Source organism: Floridaenema flaviceps BLCC-F50 (assembly GCF_041929275.2).
Classification (GTDB): domain Bacteria; phylum Cyanobacteriota; class Cyanobacteriia; order Cyanobacteriales; family Aerosakkonemataceae; genus Floridanema; species Floridanema flaviceps.
Genome location: NZ_JBHFNR020000002.1, coordinates 1641775 through 1659519 on the forward strand (window position 1 = coordinate 1641775; position 17745 = coordinate 1659519).

Genomic DNA, 17745 nt, shown 5'->3' on the forward strand with positions numbered 1-17745 from the left:
TAAAACTAGCAATGACTACTAATATTCAAGTTCAACCACCCTTAGAATTTATTCCGCCAAACTTCAATCCTTTGGTTTTCCAAAGTTGCGAATTAGTATTGCCATTATGGTTGCAATCGCGCACCAATATAGCCGAAATCAAAGCCGAAAACTTAGATATTTTAATTGATTTATACCAGAAATTTCAGTCAAACAAAATTCGCTTTTTAATGGCATTTCGTCACCCCAGCGTTGACGATCCTTACTCTTTAATGTATCTCCTAACCAAATTGTTGCCCAAAGCAGCTAAACAACAGGGTATATCATTAAAACAACCGACGATCGCACATTTTATTTACGATCGCGGAATTCCCCTTTGGGCGGGTTCTTTTGTCGGTTGGCTTTATTCTCAATTAGGTGGAACTTCTATCCATCGAGGTAAATTAGATCGGGCGGCGTTACGTTCAATTAGACAACTATTTGTTGATGGACAATTTCCCATGATGGCATCTCCAGAAGGGGCGACAAATGGGCATAATGAAATTGTTAGTCCCATTGAACCCGGAATTGCCCAAATGGGTTTTTGGTGTGTAGAAGACTTGTTAGCAGCGAAACGTACTGAAGAAGTTTTCCTGGTGCCAATAGGAATTCAATATCACTATATAAATCCGCCTTGGGCATCTTTAGAAAAGTTGCTGACTCAATTAGAAATTGATAGCGGTTTATCCGAAAATTCAGCAGTTGATGTTCCCACAGATGGGGTAAAATTTACTAGCGAAAGAGAAGCGATTTTATATAAAAGATTGTATCGTTTGGGATTTCATATACTTGGATTAATGGAGGATTTTTACACCAAGTTTTATCATAAAAGTCTCCCGGAAATTCCCCCATCTTCAGTTAGTAACCCCAGTGAACTTTTATTTTTGAAGTTACAAGCATTATTAGACACAGCGTTGAAAGTAGCAGAGGAAAGTTTTAACATCCCCACTAAAGGCAATGTGATCGATCGCTGTCGCAGATTAGAACAAGCAGGATGGGATTGGATTTATCGCGAAGATATCAAGAATTTAGAAGCATTATCACCCCTAGAAAAAGGTTTAGCCGATCGCATTGCTGAAGAAGCATCTCGACGAATGTGGCACATGAGATTAGTAGAAAGTTTTGTCGCCGTCACAGGTAAATATGTTTACGAAAAACCTTCTGTAGAAAGGTTTGCTGAAACAACTTTACTATTATGGGATATGTTAACTCGCATCAAAGGAGGTAATCCTTTTAAACGTCCCAAATTAGGTAAACAAAGAGTGGAAATAGCGATCGGAAATCCTCTTTCAGTTTCCGATCGTTGGGATGCTTATAAAGCTAGTCGTCGCAAAGCTGTAAACGATCTCACTCAAGATTTACAAATAGCATTAGAGAAAATGATCGTCAAAAATTAGTAAATCTTAAGTACGTTGTTGCGCTTGGGCGCTAAATTTTAGCGCCCAAGCGCAACAACGTACCATCAACGTACCATTACTTTTATCTTCGCCTCAAATGATGTCTAGGGCTAACACCGGGATTAATTACAGCAGCTAACTCTTCCGATGCAATTTCTTCCACTTGATTTGGTAATTGTTCAACGGAAGCGATCGTCCTCAAAATTCGTTCTTCAATTTTCTCTACAAAGCTTTGATGAAAATTATAATTGTATTCCACTACCAAAGAACTAGCCGTCGGATTAATCCTCACATAACTAACAAAATCCAACGCCTCGATTAAATGTTTAAGTTTATTCGCATATTCCGCATCATCAACTAATCGCGGAATGCGAATGCGAATGCGTCCGGGTATTGCGTGAACAACCCGATAATTTAGGCAATGATTTACCTCTTTAGTCATCACTGACATAAGCAATTCCTGGCATTTACTAAAGAATTCAGAATCTAAAACTCACAAGCGAAAAAATTCTGGATTCTAGATTCTGAATTCTAAAATATTTTACAAATTATCTTGGTACTAAATGCCGCCGAGGGCCAACACCAGGATTAATTACAGATGCCATTTCTTCAGGTGACAAATTTTCAATTTCCGCTTGCAGTTGTTCAACTGTGAAATTATAACCCCGTTCTGCGGCAATACTTACAAAGGTTTCTGGATCATCTGTAGCCTTGAGTTTTGCTTTCAAAGCATCATCTTGTTGAATAGCTTTAAAAAAGCGTGCGGCACATTCTTGAGAGTTAATGGCACATTCTTGAGACATAATTTACCTCGCCTTTGTTAAATTTTGGTGCAAAAAATCTTCCTGAAGTCGCTAATTACTGGCGACTCAATTGTTGGTGTAGGTGCTATAACCTACCCTAAATCCGGCAAAAATAAATGAGAGATATTTGTCAGGATATGAGAAAAGATTAAAAATTTCACTAAATCTTGACATAAGTTAAAGATTTTCGTATCAAGCGTCACTTGTCAACGAGTAACTTTGTGCTTTAGATCTTTAGATCCCCGACTTCTTCAAGAAGTCGGGGATCTGGACACTTTAGATCCCCGACTTCTTCAAGAAGTCGGGGATCTGGAGGGGATCTGGACACAATAACCTTTATAGTGGATTGAAGTTGCGGTTTATTAAAACATTGTGAAAGCGATTACACTTCTTGGTTCAACAGGTTCGATCGGTACTCAAACACTCGATATCGTCTCCCAGCACCCGGACAAATTTCGCCTTGTCGGGTTAGCCGCTGGACGGAATGTGGAAATGTTGGCGCAGCAAGTTCGCCAATTTCGACCGGAAATAGTAGCAATTTGCGACGAAGACAAACTCCCCGAACTAAAAGCGGCGATCGCTGACCTCGACCCCCAACCGATTTTATTAGCTGGGGATGCCGGAATCATTGAAGTTGCACGTTACGGCGACGCAGAAGCAGTAGTTACAGGAATAGTTGGCTGTGCTGGCTTGTTACCCACAATTGCTGCCATTGAAGCAGGCAAAGACATCGCTTTAGCTAATAAAGAAACCTTAATTGCTGGCGGCCCTGTAGTAAATCCTTTAATCGAGAAACACGGCGTAAAACTGTTGCCAGCAGACTCAGAACATTCGGCAATTTTCCAATGTTTGCAAGGAGTTCCCAAAGGCGGATTAAAGAAAATTATTTTAACAGCTTCCGGTGGTGCGTTTCGAGATTGGCCTGTAGAAAAATTAGCAGAAGCAAAAGTTTCCGATGCTTTGAAACATCCTAACTGGTCAATGGGTCGCAAAATCACCATTGATTCTGCCACTTTAATGAACAAAGGTTTAGAAGTAATTGAAGCGCATTATTTGTTCGGTTTGGGTTACGATGATATCGAAATTGTCATCCATCCACAAAGTATTATTCACTCATTAATTGAGTTACAAGATACTTCGGTTTTAGCGCAATTAGGTTGGCCTGATATGCGTTTACCTTTGCTTTATGCGATGTCTTGGCCTGAGAGAATTTATACAGATTGGGAAAGATTAGATTTGGTAAAAGCTGGCAGTTTAACTTTCCGCGAACCAGACCATAAAAAATATCCTTGTATGCAGTTAGCTTATGCGGCTGGTCGTGCTGGTGGTTCAATGCCTGCGGTTTTAAATGCGGCAAATGAACAAGCTGTGGCGTTATTTTTAGATGAAAAGATTGGCTTTTTAGATATTCCCAAGTGTATTGAGTGGGTTTGCGATCGCCATCGCACAGATCATCAACAAAACCCCTCGTTAGATGACATTTTAGCAGCAGATCAATGGGCGAGACAAGAAGTTTTGGCAGCTAGTAAGTTAGTCAGTCAAAATCAGCCAATTGTTGCACAGATATCTTCGAGATGAAAATTAATAAGTAGTTTTAAAATAGCGATCGCTTTTCTACAGAGTAAAATGGGGAAAGAGCGATCGCTATTTTAGAGATAAATTGAAAAAAGCCAATGCGTAAACAAACTATTCAATATACATCACCATTAGATGCCTTAGTTGCTGTTGCCAAACGACTAAGCTTGTACGAGAATCAGCAAAAAATGAACTCAGAAGAATTCTTTAACCTATATAATCAGGGATTATTGCCAGATGATGCTCTATTTATAGAATGGGCAAATGATTACCGTCATTACTTAGCTTTGCATCAGGAATTAGAGCTTAATTAATGTCAAACAATCAGCCCATTTTCAGCATTCTTAATCGCCTGCTTTAGTCGTACTAAACGCCTTTGTCTGTTCTCATTTTCCAACTGCATCGTGATGTTTTCTAATTCCAAGGTAGCTGCTTCCATTGCTAACCGACTGCGGCGCAAATTAGCTAATAATCTCTTAGCTGTTTCAGCATCAGGAATGTGGGGTTGGTTAGTCATGGCAAATTCCACTCAGTTTTTACTTCTTGAATGCTCCGCGTCATCGCTGGAATTTCCATTTGGATGCGTTCAATAGATTGGTTTACTAAGTTTAGCATATCAGCCGTTATCGTTGGTTGAGCCTCAGCAATGCGTAACTGAAAATTAGACAACCGAGAAAACCAAGGTGCAGCACGTTCAGCAACACTTTTGAGTTCATCCAAAAATGGCATCGTGTCACTCGTTTCTCCAAACATTTCAAATAGATTCAATTCTGCTGCTGTTGCTGTATCAATGATATCTAACAGCTGGCGTTTCAACTGCCAGATAATTTCCTCAAGTTCATTCGGAAATTTTGCCATAGTTGCACATTCCTGATAAGTCCCTAATGATTTATCTTTACCACTAAATGACGTAATCTTTTCTCTTAAACCTGGAATCACTCAAGTTTTGCAAGAAGTTACTGAGATTATGGGGTAAGAGTAGCGATCGCTTTTATCCAGAGTAAAATGGGGAAAGAGCGATCGCTATTTTGGCAAAACTTTAAGCAGAAGCAATCAGAGGTAAAATGCAAATTACATTAAGCCAAGAGCAAACCCAAATCCTTGAAGCTTTGGTAAAGCATGGGCAATATTCATCCCTTGAAGAAGCAATTAACACAGCAAATCCCGACTATGCAGGAAGCTGATGTACTTCTTAGCCAATAACTTTCTATCAACAAGTACAAGAATTAATTAAAAAATTCCCATGCCAATAGAATTAATTGTTTTAATCGCCGCCTTAATCGTTACATTCTTAGTATTTACTTGGTTAATTAAAGTTGTCAAAGCAACTGTTCAAACTGCCCTTACTATTGCCCTACTTGTTTTAATTTTACAAATAGTCTTTGGTATTGGTCCTAATCAAATTTGGCAAAAAATTATCCAACTTCCCCAACTAATTTGGCAGCAACCAAATCAATAATTAACCGCATAAAACAGTAGATAAAATAACAAGACTTATCTCTTGCACCTGTTGCAATGTCCGCCAGGGACTCAAGTCCCTGGCTAATAGCTAAAGTCCTCTGAAGAGGACTAAATATTTACAATTAATTTGCTTTCAGTCCACTTAAGTGGACTTAAGCTATTAGCCTGCGAATTGATTCGCAGGCGGGCTAAAACGGCAGGTGCAAGATATGAGTATAAATCCTTCTGCCTTCTGCCCTTTTCAAATTAAACCTTTCCAGTCAACTTCGCCAAAGCAGTTTCTACAGCCGGAGGTAATTGACGCATAATCTTACCTTTTTCTTTGTCAATTGCTACCAAAGTTACCCTCGCTGTAACATACAATTCTTCGCCATCTAAAGATTGAATTTGGTTATCCCAATTCAACCTTACACCATCGATTTCTGCCATTTTTGCTTTGACAACTGCGGTCATTCCTAATCTTAATGGTCGATGATAGCGAATCGAAAGTTCTACAACTGGTAAATCGCAACCTAAAGCAACTAAATCAGCAAAATCAACGCCGATCGATCGCAAACATTCTACCCTAGCTTCTTCCAGCCAAGCAATATAAGAACCATGCCAGACAACCCCACTATAATCAGTATGATGTGGTTGCACTCTTACCGGATATTCAAACCAAGCGCCAGGAGTCATCTGAAGCAAGTTTTGGATAGCAGTAGTAGGAGGAAGTTGTGGATTTCTTTCTTCTGACACAGTAACTCTTTTCCTTTAAAAAACACTCAACAATTAAATTGTAAATCTAAAAGTAAATTCCTAACCTTCTGCCCTTTCTAACGTGGTTTGATTACTTTTGGTGCAGCGATAGCGGGAACTTGTGTGGGATCGATAAGAAACTTATCTGCATTATAAACCCCTGACCAAGCTGCTAAAAGACGCGCCGCCAATCTTAATAATTCAGCTTCCGAATTTAGTCCCCAAAGTTGCATTAAAGGCGAGTTATCTACGGGTTGTTTTCCTAATGCCAAGCGCCATGCTACAGGCACGCCTGCTATACTGTTGAATGTGCCAGATAATGCACCTACGATCGCACTTGTCACCTGTGCTTTCGGACATCTCGCCGCACGCATTACCGAAAGTCTCAAATCTTCAATCGTACTTAAAAAACAATAAAAAGCTAACGCTACTGGAGTATGAGTTGGCGCAGTTGAACCGCGAGGAATTAAAGTTTTTAAAGTAGTTTCTAATCCCGCACCTTGGGCTAATAAAACTTCTACTTGTCTAAGTTGCTGAACTAGGGAAGTTTCCACATCCAAATAATTAATAGTTTCCGTAATTAAGGTGTCGGGATTAAGTTTTTCTTTTAAGGCTAGAGCGATCGCATATCCGATCGCTAAAGTCCCATCTTTCAACACCGAATCATCTTGCCAAACATCCGCCACCTGTTGCAAATTCTGCCTTAACTTCGCCTCATCTTCATGAAAAAACAGCGCCACTGGTACTGTGGAAATAATCGCCCTAATATCACCAGTAGTTCTTTTGATTCCCGGATAAGCAGGAGTAGTAACACCCGCCAAATTAGTTTCCTTTACCAAAATTCCCTGGCGTTTTTCTGACTCATTCTGATTAGTTGATTCTGAAGCTTCACACCAATCAGCTAAATCCAATCTGCCACGCCGAATCAAACCTTCAGTACCACGCACAACCAAGCGTCCTGTACTGGAGGGTTTTTGATTCTGTTGTGTTGTGCCTAGTTGCCAACAATCACCATAAGCACCCAAAATTTCTCCAAATACAGTGCCCAAAAAAGCACCTCGAAACCTACTTAAGAGAGAGTACCGCATCAATCTTATTTAACTAGCAACTCTTAGAAGACACTGCACTTATCCTAGCTCATCTACTTCTGGCAAAGACCTATCTTTTGCCAGAAGTTTTCTCTTATTTCCACAGTTTAGCCTAAAATTACACAGAAATTTAAAATCAATACAGGGGAAATGTTTGACGCAAGCGAAATACTCACTGACCAAATTGATACAATTTTAGAACGTTGGGAAGCTGCTGTTCGTCAAGACTCGCGCATAGAAAGTTCAGCCGATTTATCAGAAACAGCATTAAAAGACTCTATGCCAGTACTTTTAAACGGAATGGTAAAAGCATTAGCTCATCAGGGAAGCGAGAGTTATGAAATCGTTGCTTCTGCTAGTTTAGAGCATGGTAGTGCCCGTGCTAATGAAGGATATAATGCCGCAGAAATTGCCTGGGAATACCAAATATTGCGCCGAATTATTTTTTCAGTTTTAGAACCTCAGCTTTTGCAAGGTTCTCCTGAAGAAATTCTCAGAACTATTCGCACCCTTGATGCCGTAATAGATGAAGCAATTTCTCAATGTTATACAAGTTATGTGCAACAGCGAGTTAAAGAGCTAGAACAGCTAAGAAGTCAGCTAATTCTGACTAACCAAGAACTGACTCGTTTGCTCCGTACTAGTAAAGATAGTCTAGCTTATATGGCTCACGAATTAAAAACACCTTTAACTTCAATTATTGGCTATTCAGACTTATTTCTGCGTCAGCAAAAGCAAGCTGTAGATGTTCAACTCACAGTGCCAAATCTGCGGAATATTGAGCGAGTATTACAATCTGGTAGATTATTGTTGCGCTTAATTAATGATGCGTTAGAATTGTCTAGTTCGGAGGCTGGGAAAATCCAGTTAAATCTTGCTTGTATCGATGTTAAACAAGTAATAAAAGATGTAGTTGCCACCATTGAACCATTAGCTCAAGCTAAGAATTTAGAATTAAAAATAGATTGCGATCGCACCCCGAATAAAGTAACCACAGATATCTTTCGTTTACAACAAATTTTAACTAATCTTCTTAGTAATGCAGTTCGCTACACAGACGAAGGTTTCATCCAATTAGAATGTTTAAGCAATGTCGATCGGCAATGGTCTATTATTATCAGTGATACCGGAATTGGTATTCCCCAAGAAGATTTAACTCGGATATTTGAACCCTTTACGCGAGCAAGTTCTAATCTTCATCGTCGAGATGAGCAAAGTACAGGTTTAGGATTAGCGATCGTTGCTCGATTAATCAAACTTTTACAAGGCGAAATTAAGGTTGTTTCCGAACTAGGTATTGGCTTCAACCTTTACAATAACTTTTCCTGGGGAAGTATAGCAGGCAAATTTACCCAGATCCCCGACTTCTTGAAGAAGTCGGGGATCTAGTTTACTTTTGTTTATGATTTTTTTAAATGATTCACTAACGCAATTAATCCCAGCCAATAACTTTGGGCACCAAAACCACTAATTTGTCCAATTGATACTGGCGCAATATAAGAATGATGGCGAAATTCTTCTCGTTTGTAAATGTTACTTAAATGAACTTCTACCGTTGGAATTGCTACGGCTGCGATCGCATCTCGAATCGCCACACTAGTATGCGTGTAAGCCCCAGCATTTATTAACAACCCTTGATGCTGCCCCATTGCACCATGAATCGCATCAACCAACGCGCCTTCATGATTGGACTGCAAAGGCGAAATTTTCACCTCTAGCGCTTCTGCTTCTCTTTCTAACAGTTGGTTAATTTCATCCAAAGTTACAGTCCCATAAACTCCTGGTTCACGCTTTCCCAGGAGATTCAGGTTGGGGCCGTGTAGTACTAATATACTAAGCTCTTGCAAATGTCTAGACTTTTGACTTCTATAAGGATTAACGACGACGATATGGTTCTTCTACTGGAATGGGAATCGGTTCCGGTTCTGGTTCTGCTTGGGGCCCTAGAACCAAATCCATGATTTTACGCGCCCATTCTTTCAACGTTTCCAGTAGTTCCTCTATTAAGTCCATTGAACCGATGACTCCTTCGATACTATATTTAGTGCTTGGCTTGATGCCAGGGAAGACGCGGTGTTAACTCTGTATTTATCTGCTCAAAACGAGATAGTTTTCAGTATACAACTATACTAAATTCTGCTTACCCGAAAAAAAATAGGTAAACTCTGTTTTAAGCGGTTTCTTTCATGATAACCAATATTTCAATTAGATTAAGCTTTATTAATAATTTCTCAATTTGTGGACAAAAGTTGCCGTCGCAGGCGATCGATCGCAGTACAAGCGCTAATGTGACGAATGAGAGCGCGGTCTTGCAGGGAATTAAAGCGATGTTCAAAGCTCTGCACGAAACCATTTGACCCTGCTAACCCAATATAAACTAGACCAACGGGTTTTGTTTCGGTTCCACCACCGGGGCCTGCAATGCCTGTGATACTCAGTCCCCAAGTAGTGTTCAGGCGATCTCGCACACCCACAGCCATTTGTTTGGCTACGATATCACTCACCGCCCCCACTTGCGCCAAATCCTCTGGACTCACACCCAACAGCGAAGTTTTTACCTGGTTATCATAAGAAATCACACCGCCCATAAAATAAGCGGAACTGCCAGGAATATTAGTCAGCATACTTCCCAAACCGCCACCAGTGCAGGATTCAGCTACAGAAAGAGTTTCCCCTTTTGCTTGTAGCAACTCACCAACCACCGAAGCCAAAGAATCATCATCAGCGCCAAAATAGTTTAAACCAGCAATTTGGCGAATTTCCGCTTCCACTGGTTGAATTAAGCGATCGGCTTCTTGAGCAGATGCCGCTTTCGCTGAAACTCGCAACTTTACCTCTCCCTTACTCGCATAAGGAGCAACGGTTGGGTTAGGTAGGTTGAGTAAATGGTAAACCTTTTCCGCTAAAGCAGATTCGGCAATTCCCCAAAATCTTAAATGACGACTGTAAATAATTTCCTTTCCCCAACCTTGACTTTTGAGAAAAGGGACAGCAGTTTCTTGCCACATTTGGTGCATTTCCAAAGGTACACCGGGAAAAGTGAAGATAGTTAGATGGGGGCGAGGTTGCCAAATCATACCGGGTGCGGTGCCCAAACGATTAGGTAGAATATCTGCACCCTGGGGAATTAGGGCTTGCTTGCGGTTACTGGGGGTCATTTCGCGCCCTCTACGGGCGTATTTTTGGGTAATATCGGCAATGATTTCCGGTTTTTCCTCTAAAGGGCTGCCGAAAAAGTCTGCGATCGTTTCTGTAGTCAAATCATCAGGAGTTGGGCCCGAGCCGCCTGTGAAGATGAGGATTTGCGATCGATCGCTAGCAATAGCTATTACTTGTTTTAACCGTTCTGGATTATCTCCCACCACCGTTTGGTAGTAATGAGGAATACCCAAATCAGCCAACTGCTGCGCCAAAAACTGGGCATTCGTATTTAAAATATCGCCCAGCAATAACTCAGTTCCCACACAAATAATTTCCGCAGCCATGCTTTTTTCACCCTTCTTTCTTCATTCTGGCGATCTGTTGCCACACTTTAAGAGCCGAATATATTAGCAGCAAAGTCGCACCCAACGCATAAATTTTTCCAAAAGGTATGCCAGCAAAAGCCAGCGCCAGACTACCAGCCCAAACAGTCAGAGAATAGATAAATACCACCGTCATGCGATGGGATAAACCGACTTCTAGTAACCGATGGTGTAAATGACGTTTATCAGGTTTAAACGGCGACTTTCCGCGACGTAGGCGATCGAGAATTACCGCTGACATATCCAAAATTGGCACCGCCAAAATCAAATAAGGCAACACCACAGAAGTTACAGCCGTAGTTTTGACTAAGCCAATTACCCCCACACCAGCCAGAGTAAAGCCCACAAAATAAGCACCCCCATCCCCCATAAAAATTTGGGCGGGGTTAAAGTTATAGCGCAAAAAGCCAATTAATCCGCCTGCGAGGGCAGCGGCAATTAAGGCTGCTGATGGTTGTCCCATAAATAGGCAGACAACCAACATCACCACCGCTGCAATTGCGGAAACGCCAGCCGCTAATCCATCCAAACCATCGATCCAATTGGTAGCATTTACCATGCCCACCAACCAAATCACAGTGATAATTAAGCTAATCCAGGGAGGCAAATTCACCATGCCGATCAAGGGCATAGAGAGGAAAGCGATTTGAACACCAGCTTTCCAAGCTAAGCCAGCCACAATTACTTCCACTAATAATCGGCTAAAAGCAGACAAACCAAATAAGTCATCTGCCAAACCGATCAGGAAGAAAGCTAAACCCCCAAGAGTGACTCCCCAGATTTCATATTCTTCACTGGGAGGTAGGATTGCGCCTTTCGCGTCTACAAAACCTCCAGACCACCAAATAACTAGAAGCGCAGTTAAGGTACCGATAAAGATGGAAACGCCACCTAAGCGCACCATCGGGCGTTGATGAACTTTACGTTTATCTGGTACGTCAAATAATCCGCTTTTGAGGCCAAATTTTTTGACAATTGGCGTAGTCCCGAGGACAACAAAAGCGGAGACTAGAAAGGCAATCAGATGGTACAAGTAAGGCATCTGAAATCAGTAGGAGTTCGACAAACAAGCGTCAGGCAGAGTCTACTACATTTCAGAGCTTCACGGTTCCAGGGATTTTGACTCAAAGCAGAATTAGCAAACCTTTTCTGCTTTTAAACCATTGCTGGTACTGGAATCGAGAGGTGAGGGTACAAGGGGAAGCGATCGCATAACGATGCTACCCGCAAGCGACAATCCTGAGCGATTGCTTCATCTTCTGGATTTAGCAATCGATCGGCAATTATATCGGCAATTTCTGTAAATTCAGCGGAAACCATTCCTCTTGTCGTCATTGCAGGTGAACCCAACCTTAAACCACTAGTAACAAAAGGTGATTCAGTATCAAACGGAACTGTATTTTTATTAGCTGTAATATTTACACCGCTGACTAATTGATCTGCACGTTTGCCAGTCATGCCGATCGATCTTAAATCCACCAACATCAAGTGGTTATCTGTTCCACCAGAAACAATCTTAAAGCCCCGGTTTACTAATTGATTAGCCATCGCCTTGGCATTTTCAATTACCTGTCCCGAATATGTCTTAAATTCAGGTTTTAAAGCTTCCCCAAAAGCAACCGCTTTCGCCGCAATAACGTGCTCTAATGGTCCACCTTGATTTCCAGGGAATACAGCTTTATCCAACTGTTTACCCAAATCAGGGTCACGAGTCAAAATTAAACCACCTCTTGGTCCGCGCAAAGTTTTGTGAGTCGTGGTGGTGACAACATCACAGTAAGGAATTGGGTTAGGATGATGCCCGGTAACTACCAATCCGGCAATGTGAGCAATATCCGCCACTAAATAAGCGCCCACTGCATCTGCTATTTCGCGGAATTTGTCAAATTTAATAATGCGGGGATAAGCCGAATAACCGCAAATAATTAGTTTAGGACGATGTTCTTTAGCTAAGTCCAAAATTTGGTCATAGTCTAACTGCTCAGTTTCCCGACTTACGCCATAGTGAGAAACTTTAAACCATTTTCCTGATACGTTAACTGGCGAACCATGAGTCAGGTGTCCCCCGTGAGACAAGTCCATCCCCATAAATGCGTCACCTGGTTGCAGTAAAGACAGGAATACAGCAAAATTTGCTTGAGCGCCAGAGTGGGGTTGAACGTTAGCATGAGCGGCACCAAAGAGTTGTTTGGCGCGATCGATCGCTATTTGCTCAATTTGGTCGATATATTCACACCCACCGTAGTAACGCTTCCCAGGTAATCCTTCAGCGTATTTGTTAGTTAAAACTGAACCTTGCGCCGCCAAAACAGCAGCCGAGGTAAAGTTTTCACTGGCAATTAATTCTAAGTGATCGCGTTGGCGCTGGAGTTCTTTTTGAATTAATTCTGCAACCAAGGGATCGGATTGAGCTAAAAATTCTAAGTTAGATTGTGTCACGAAGCAATTCCCAGAAAATTTTCCATTATAAATTCAATGCGTACTCGATCATAACGCTGTTCGATCGGGACTAAGGCAGCTTTAGGAAATTCTTTGGTAATGGGTAGTTGGTAGTGGGTAGTTGGTAGTTGGTAATGGGTAGTTGGTAGTTGGTAATGGGAAAGCTCTCACGCATCTAATACCAAATCCGGCTTAAATACCCCCGTTATCCTTTAGTCCTTGTCAAGCGGACTAAGTTTTGTGTAGCCGCGTTCGCGTAGCGTGTGCGTAGCACGTATTTCAATCGCCATAAATAGGTAGAAATCCCACTACCAACTACCCACTACCCACTACCCACTACCCACTACCAACTACCAACTTAATAGTTAAACTTATGCTGCAAGTTGTTAAGGACTGTATGTTTCCACACTTTCTGGCAAAAAACTTGACATAAAATAAATTCAGTGCAGATGGGGATCGCTGGAGTTGCCAAATGCTAGTTATTTTGATGGAAGATCAAGTTATTGCTCCGCAAACAGTATGCCAAAGCTGTTTACTAGCCGATCGCAGTGGTCAACCTCGCTGGAGAGGCGATCGCCTTTGTTGTGGTCAAGCAGTTCGCAAACTTTCTGAAAATCAACCCGATCAGTATCAGTGTCAAATGGGTTTTCGGGTCGCAAATATTCAATAGGGGTTAGGGGTTAGGGGTTAGGGGTTAGGGAAGATATTCAAATGCGGGAAAATCCCGCCCTGCTGCACTGGTTTATTAGCAGCTTCGTTGTTTACCTGCTCTAAAACGGATAATCGGATCTTTAAGCGAATCGGGTAAATCGCTGAAGCTTTTGCCGTGCCGCTTCAATAGAGTTTCAAACCTTTTGATTTGACCCATATTTAGCAGTAACTCAGACAACCTCTTTCACAGCGACTTACCGAGCCAACCGTAAGTCAAGTTCTCTACAAAATTGCTCTTGAGTTAAACCCAATTCGTCTCTTAACGCTTTCAATGGTGAAACTACCTCCTGTCGAGGCTCTTTACTTTCATTTGAATCTGACTGTTATGGCGATGAAAGTTCCTGCTTATGGAAATTTATTTAAACCCATTGTTTTAGATGGAATGCACCAAGCTTTTGGCTATACACTTTCGCAACCAGGGGTAAATTGTGCTGTTATTGCTGCGGAAAATGTAGAACAATTGGAATCCAATGTGAAAGTAGCACAATAATTTCTAATGTTAAGTATAAGTAAAATCGCAGAAATTGAACAGCGAACCGCAGCGGCTTGGGAAGATAACACTTTTTTCCGGGCTTGGACTTAAGATTTCCTTAAGAAAGACTCACTTTCCCACTAAATAAGGGAATAATTCTTTAAATAGATTTATCATCTTTCTTAGGGAATATTTACTACAAAGGTTATTAGTGATTCAGCATACATTTAATCAACATACCCCCCCATAGGATTGAATTTTTTGTAAAAAAAAGCTTTTATCAATGAAGTTACACCTTAAAATCAGGGTGACAAAATTTGTTACTGAATATGGGTTCATTCGCGTCCTTTGGTATTTCATTTTCCAGCTGGCTACATTGGGTAATCCAACCACAATTAGCCATGCACATTCCCGATGGGTTTTTAAGTTTACCCGTTAGTCTGCTAACTTGGATTTTAGCGATCGCTTTAATTACCTTATGCTTAAATAGAGTCCAAGTACAATATCAAGAAAAAACAGTCCCGTTAATGGGAGTCTGTGCCGCATTTATTTTCGCCGCACAAATGATAAATTTTCCTATTCCGGGAGGCACTTCTGGACACTTGTTAGGAGGCACGCTTGCAGGTGTTTTGTTAGGCCCTTGGGCAGGCTCTTTAGTAATGGTAGTAGTGTTTATTGTTCAGGCAACAATCTTTCAAGATGGAGGATTGACAGTATTAGGAGCCAACATTACTAATATGGGCTTAATTGGCACTTTTGGCGGTTATTATGTGTATCGCACAATTCGTTATGCCATAGGTCGAGATACTTGGAAAGGAGTAGCCGTTGGTGTTGTAGTTGCTAGTTGGTTAAGTGTGTTTGTAGCTGCAATTTTAACTTCATTTGAATTAGCTTTATCTGGCACTGTACCGTTAGGAATTGCTTTAACGGCAATGGCTTCTTGGCACATTTTGATTGGCATTGGAGAAGCCTTAATCACATTAGCAGCCGTAAGCTTTATTTGGCGAACTAGACCAGATTTAATTTACCATCCACCTCGGAAATTTACTGCTTCTCGTTCTCTAACACCTCGTTAATAAATGCGCTATGACTAGTAACAATTCCCAAGTACGTAACCGGGCTTTAATCATAGGTGGTTTAGGGATAGCACTGTTAATTGCTGTTTTCCTTTCCCCTTTTGCCAGTTCCAATCCTGATGGTTTGGATCGAGTTTCTCAAGATTTAAAATTTGACCATAAAGCAATTGAGGATGCCCCAGCGAAAAAGTTACCTTTCTATGGAGTTTTCAATGAATACGCCGTCCGAGGTGTACCAAAAGGAATGGCTACTCCGTTGGCAGGTTTAATCGGTACTTTAGCAACTTTTGGTTTGGCTTGGGGCATCGGTAAATTAGTAGTTCGCCGTTCTGGTTCGGGGGATATTAGCGATCGCCATAACCCCTGATTCTCCTGATGCTTCCGAAAATTCCCTTTAAGCCAATTGTCAGATTTTGGATTTGGGATTTTTTGCCAATATCAAATTTTCAATTCATTAAAACTCACAAATCCGAAATCTTTAATCAACAATGCTACTTCACGTTAACGCCTTTCACTTAGATATTGATAGCAAACAGTTTAGTTTTTGGCATTCTCTAGCCCCAAAAACTCGCGTTCTCTGCACTCTTCTCTCAGTGTTTGCTATTGCTTTAACTCCTAACGGTAGATGGTGGACTTGGGCAATTTATGGTATAGGTGTACTTTGTTTAGTGTTAATCACTAAAGTAACTTTGCCAGTGTTATTTAAACGTTTAGCTGTGGAGTTTGCCTTCGTTGCGGTGATTCTTTTTAGCACTTTATTTCACAGTAGCGGGGAAATTGTTTGGTCTTGGGGAATCATCCAAATTACCTCTAAAGGTCTGAATGTGTTGGGTAGCGTCACAATTAAAGCTTTGCTATCTTTGTTAATGTTAAATATGTTAACTTTAACTACTTCTGTTCCGGCTTTATTAAACGGTTTAATTGCTTTAAAAACGCCGCCATTATTAGTAGCAATCTTGGCTTCTATGTATCGCTACATTAATGTATTAATGGGAGAGTTTAACGCGATGCGTAGGGCTGCTGCTTCGCGAAATCTGGCAGGAAATAGTAGTTGGCAAAGACAAGTTATTGGTAATATGATTGGGGCTTTATTTATTCGCACTTATGAAAGAGGCGATCGCGTTTATCAAGCAATGTTGGCGCGAGGATACCAGGGAGTACCGCCTGTGTTTGATTTACCTGCTGGAGGCAAACGCGATATTGTAGCTTTAACTTTCACCATAATTTTGGCATTATTAGGACAAGCAATTTATATCATTTAGTCTTAGTTTTACAATTCTCCAAATGCACCACAATCCCATTTTCATTGAAAACCTCAGCTACAGTTATCCTGACGGCACCCAAGCACTAAAAAACATTAACTTAACCATTAAAGCTAATGAACGAGTAGCTTTAATTGGCGCTAATGGTTCGGGAAAATCTACTTTACAATTACACTTAAATGGGATTATTTTGCCCCAAGAAGGACAGGTAAAAATTGGGGAATGGTTAGTGAACACGGAAAATTTACAAAAAGTGCGAAATTTTGTGGGGTTGGTATTTCAAAATCCCGATAATCAACTATTTATGCCAACTGTTTGGGAAGATGTGGCTTTTGGGCCAATGAATCAAGGTTTGCGCGATCGCGAATTAAGCGAAAGAGTCCTCACAGCAATGGCAGCAGTTAGCATCGATCCCGAATATTATGGCAAGCGAAATACTGATAATTTATCCGGTGGGGAAAAGAAACGAATTGCGATCGCCGGAGTGCTAGCAATGAACCCCCAAGTATTAGTATTAGATGAACCTTCCGCCCAATTAGATCCCCGTTCTCGCCGGGAATTAATTACTTTATTAAAAGGTTTATCCATCACTCAACTAATAGCTACCCATGACTTAGATTTGGCGTTGGAAATTTGCGATCGCACAGTTGTTTTAAGTCAAGGCGAAGTAGTTTTTGATGGCAAAACTGAGCAAGTAATGAGCAATTCAGAATTCTTAATTCAACATTCTTTAGAAGCGCCTCTGTGCTACAGTCGCCCCTACTGTTTACTTGCAGATGAACCTCACAAAGTCGCCCCAACCCTGCAAGAAGTGACTCGTCATCAACATTAACAGTAGTTATGTAGAAACATCCAAATGTAGGGGTAATTCATGAATTACTCCTACATTTAGAGGTACTGCGTCAGTTTTGATTAATTCTTCTTTGGTTTGAAGCCAAGCTTAGTTAGGGCTTGCTGAATAAAGGTAGAGAGTAAGATATGCAAGGGTTTTACCCATTTTTTGCCCACAATAAGTGCTTTGTTTATCACAATCTTTCAGTGCAAAAACCTTGCCTTTTTCAGGAAAATTGTAGGGACACGGCATTCAAAAGATAACGCAGGAGTTGCAAATATTAATGATGCCGTGTCCCTACCCTCACCAACAGACTTATTCAGCAACCCTAGTTAAATACAAGCTAGGCCGA

The 17745-nt window shown here is 41.1% G+C and carries 21 protein-coding genes and 1 pseudogene; 11 read left to right on the forward strand and 11 right to left on the reverse strand.

Going from position 1 to position 17745, the window contains the following annotated elements:
- Nucleotides 1–11 precede the first annotated feature (11 nt).
- Nucleotides 12–1415: a 1-acyl-sn-glycerol-3-phosphate acyltransferase gene (locus ACE1CI_RS27540; protein WP_413263450.1), complete on the forward strand. Its 1404-nt coding sequence runs from the start codon at nt 12–14 to the stop codon at nt 1413–1415.
- A gap of 82 nt (nt 1416–1497) precedes the next feature.
- Here the strand turns inward: ACE1CI_RS27540 and ACE1CI_RS27545 are convergent, their stop codons facing one another.
- Both ACE1CI_RS27545 and ACE1CI_RS27550 read right to left on the reverse strand, forming a co-directional pair.
- The gene (locus ACE1CI_RS27545) at nt 1498–1866 is read right to left on the reverse strand and encodes an HMA2 domain-containing protein (RefSeq protein ID WP_413266897.1); all 369 of its coding nucleotides are present in this window, start codon (nt 1864–1866) and stop codon (nt 1498–1500) included.
- Nucleotides 1867–1963: 97 nt separating this feature from the next.
- Entirely contained in the window at nt 1964–2218 is a 255-nt protein-coding gene (locus ACE1CI_RS27550) for a Nif11-like leader peptide family natural product precursor (RefSeq protein ID WP_413266898.1), read from the reverse strand.
- 372 nt (nt 2219–2590) lie between these two features.
- Between ACE1CI_RS27550 and dxr the strand changes: the two genes are divergently transcribed.
- Both dxr and tumA read left to right on the forward strand, forming a co-directional pair.
- Nucleotides 2591–3796 carry a 1-deoxy-D-xylulose-5-phosphate reductoisomerase gene (gene dxr / locus ACE1CI_RS27555; protein WP_413266899.1) on the forward strand — a complete coding sequence of 402 codons (1206 nt, stop codon included), beginning with the start codon at nt 2591–2593 and terminating at the stop codon, nt 3794–3796.
- A gap of 95 nt (nt 3797–3891) precedes the next feature.
- Nucleotides 3892–4107 (forward strand): antitoxin TumA, encoded by a 216-nt coding sequence (gene tumA, locus ACE1CI_RS27560; RefSeq protein ID WP_413266900.1) that lies wholly within the window; start codon nt 3892–3894, stop codon nt 4105–4107.
- A 2-nt stretch (nt 4108–4109) separates the two neighbouring features.
- On the opposite strand, the gene ACE1CI_RS27565 is transcribed toward tumA, so the two are convergent.
- Both ACE1CI_RS27565 and ACE1CI_RS27570 read right to left on the reverse strand, forming a co-directional pair.
- Complete coding sequence (locus ACE1CI_RS27565; protein WP_413266901.1) at nt 4110–4310, reverse strand: hypothetical protein; 201 nt, start codon at nt 4308–4310, stop codon at nt 4110–4112.
- Nucleotides 4307–4651, reverse strand: a complete 345-nt coding sequence (locus ACE1CI_RS27570) for a hypothetical protein (RefSeq protein WP_413266902.1) — start codon at nt 4649–4651, stop codon at nt 4307–4309. The genes ACE1CI_RS27565 and ACE1CI_RS27570 overlap by 4 nt, the downstream gene beginning before the upstream one ends.
- Before the next feature lie 385 nt (nt 4652–5036).
- Between ACE1CI_RS27570 and ACE1CI_RS27575 the strand changes: the two genes are divergently transcribed.
- On the forward strand, nt 5037–5252 hold the full coding sequence (locus tag ACE1CI_RS27575; RefSeq protein WP_413266903.1) for a hypothetical protein: 216 nt from the start codon (nt 5037–5039) through the stop codon (nt 5250–5252).
- Nucleotides 5253–5500: 248 nt separating this feature from the next.
- On the opposite strand, the gene ACE1CI_RS27580 is transcribed toward ACE1CI_RS27575, so the two are convergent.
- Entirely contained in the window at nt 5501–5989 is a 489-nt protein-coding gene (locus ACE1CI_RS27580; protein WP_459564132.1) for an acyl-CoA thioesterase, read from the reverse strand.
- A 77-nt stretch (nt 5990–6066) separates the two neighbouring features.
- On the reverse strand, nt 6067–7077 hold the full coding sequence (locus ACE1CI_RS27585; protein ID WP_413266904.1) for an ADP-ribosylglycohydrolase family protein: 1011 nt from the start codon (nt 7075–7077) through the stop codon (nt 6067–6069).
- A gap of 150 nt (nt 7078–7227) precedes the next feature.
- Between ACE1CI_RS27585 and ACE1CI_RS27590 the strand changes: the two genes are divergently transcribed.
- Nucleotides 7228–8466, forward strand: coding sequence for an ATP-binding protein (locus ACE1CI_RS27590; RefSeq protein WP_496615867.1), 1239 nt, complete (start codon nt 7228–7230; stop codon nt 8464–8466).
- Nucleotides 8467–8477: 11 nt separating this feature from the next.
- Here ACE1CI_RS27590 and aroQ read toward each other — a convergent pair whose 3' ends face one another.
- The 5 genes from aroQ to glyA form a co-directional block, all read right to left on the reverse strand.
- Nucleotides 8478–8924, reverse strand: coding sequence for a type II 3-dehydroquinate dehydratase (gene aroQ / locus ACE1CI_RS27595; protein ID WP_413266906.1), 447 nt, complete (start codon nt 8922–8924; stop codon nt 8478–8480).
- 28 nt (nt 8925–8952) lie between these two features.
- Nucleotides 8953–9090: a hypothetical protein gene (locus ACE1CI_RS27600; protein WP_413266907.1), complete on the reverse strand. Its 138-nt coding sequence runs from the start codon at nt 9088–9090 to the stop codon at nt 8953–8955.
- Between the two features lie 218 nt (nt 9091–9308).
- Nucleotides 9309–10562, reverse strand: coding sequence for a competence/damage-inducible protein A (locus ACE1CI_RS27605; protein WP_496615868.1), 1254 nt, complete (start codon nt 10560–10562; stop codon nt 9309–9311).
- Between the two features lie 7 nt (nt 10563–10569).
- The gene (locus ACE1CI_RS27610; protein ID WP_413266909.1) at nt 10570–11643 is read right to left on the reverse strand and encodes a glycosyltransferase family 4 protein; all 1074 of its coding nucleotides are present in this window, start codon (nt 11641–11643) and stop codon (nt 10570–10572) included.
- 113 nt (nt 11644–11756) lie between these two features.
- Nucleotides 11757–13040 (reverse strand): serine hydroxymethyltransferase, encoded by a 1284-nt coding sequence (gene glyA / locus ACE1CI_RS27615; protein ID WP_413266910.1) that lies wholly within the window; start codon nt 13038–13040, stop codon nt 11757–11759.
- A gap of 472 nt (nt 13041–13512) precedes the next feature.
- Here glyA and ACE1CI_RS27620 point away from each other — a divergent pair, with 472 nt between their 5' ends.
- The 6 genes and pseudogenes from ACE1CI_RS27620 to ACE1CI_RS27645 all read left to right on the forward strand — a co-directional run bounded on the left by ACE1CI_RS27620 (nt 13513) and on the right by ACE1CI_RS27645 (nt 17393).
- Nucleotides 13513–13710, forward strand: coding sequence for a hypothetical protein (locus tag ACE1CI_RS27620; protein ID WP_413266911.1), 198 nt, complete (start codon nt 13513–13515; stop codon nt 13708–13710).
- Nucleotides 13711–14064: 354 nt separating this feature from the next.
- A pseudogene (locus tag ACE1CI_RS27625) lies at nt 14065–14334 on the forward strand (aldo/keto reductase); the annotation flags it as partial.
- Between the two features lie 218 nt (nt 14335–14552).
- Nucleotides 14553–15299 carry an energy-coupling factor ABC transporter permease gene (locus ACE1CI_RS27630; RefSeq protein WP_413266913.1) on the forward strand — a complete coding sequence of 249 codons (747 nt, stop codon included), beginning with the start codon at nt 14553–14555 and terminating at the stop codon, nt 15297–15299.
- Nucleotides 15300–15309: 10 nt separating this feature from the next.
- Complete coding sequence (locus ACE1CI_RS27635) at nt 15310–15666, forward strand: PDGLE domain-containing protein (protein WP_413266914.1); 357 nt, start codon at nt 15310–15312, stop codon at nt 15664–15666.
- Nucleotides 15667–15787: 121 nt separating this feature from the next.
- Nucleotides 15788–16561 (forward strand): cobalt ECF transporter T component CbiQ, encoded by a 774-nt coding sequence (cbiQ, locus tag ACE1CI_RS27640; protein ID WP_413266915.1) that lies wholly within the window; start codon nt 15788–15790, stop codon nt 16559–16561.
- Nucleotides 16562–16583: 22 nt separating this feature from the next.
- Nucleotides 16584–17393 (forward strand): energy-coupling factor ABC transporter ATP-binding protein, encoded by an 810-nt coding sequence (locus ACE1CI_RS27645; protein WP_413266916.1) that lies wholly within the window; start codon nt 16584–16586, stop codon nt 17391–17393.
- Nucleotides 17394–17745 lie beyond the last annotated feature (352 nt).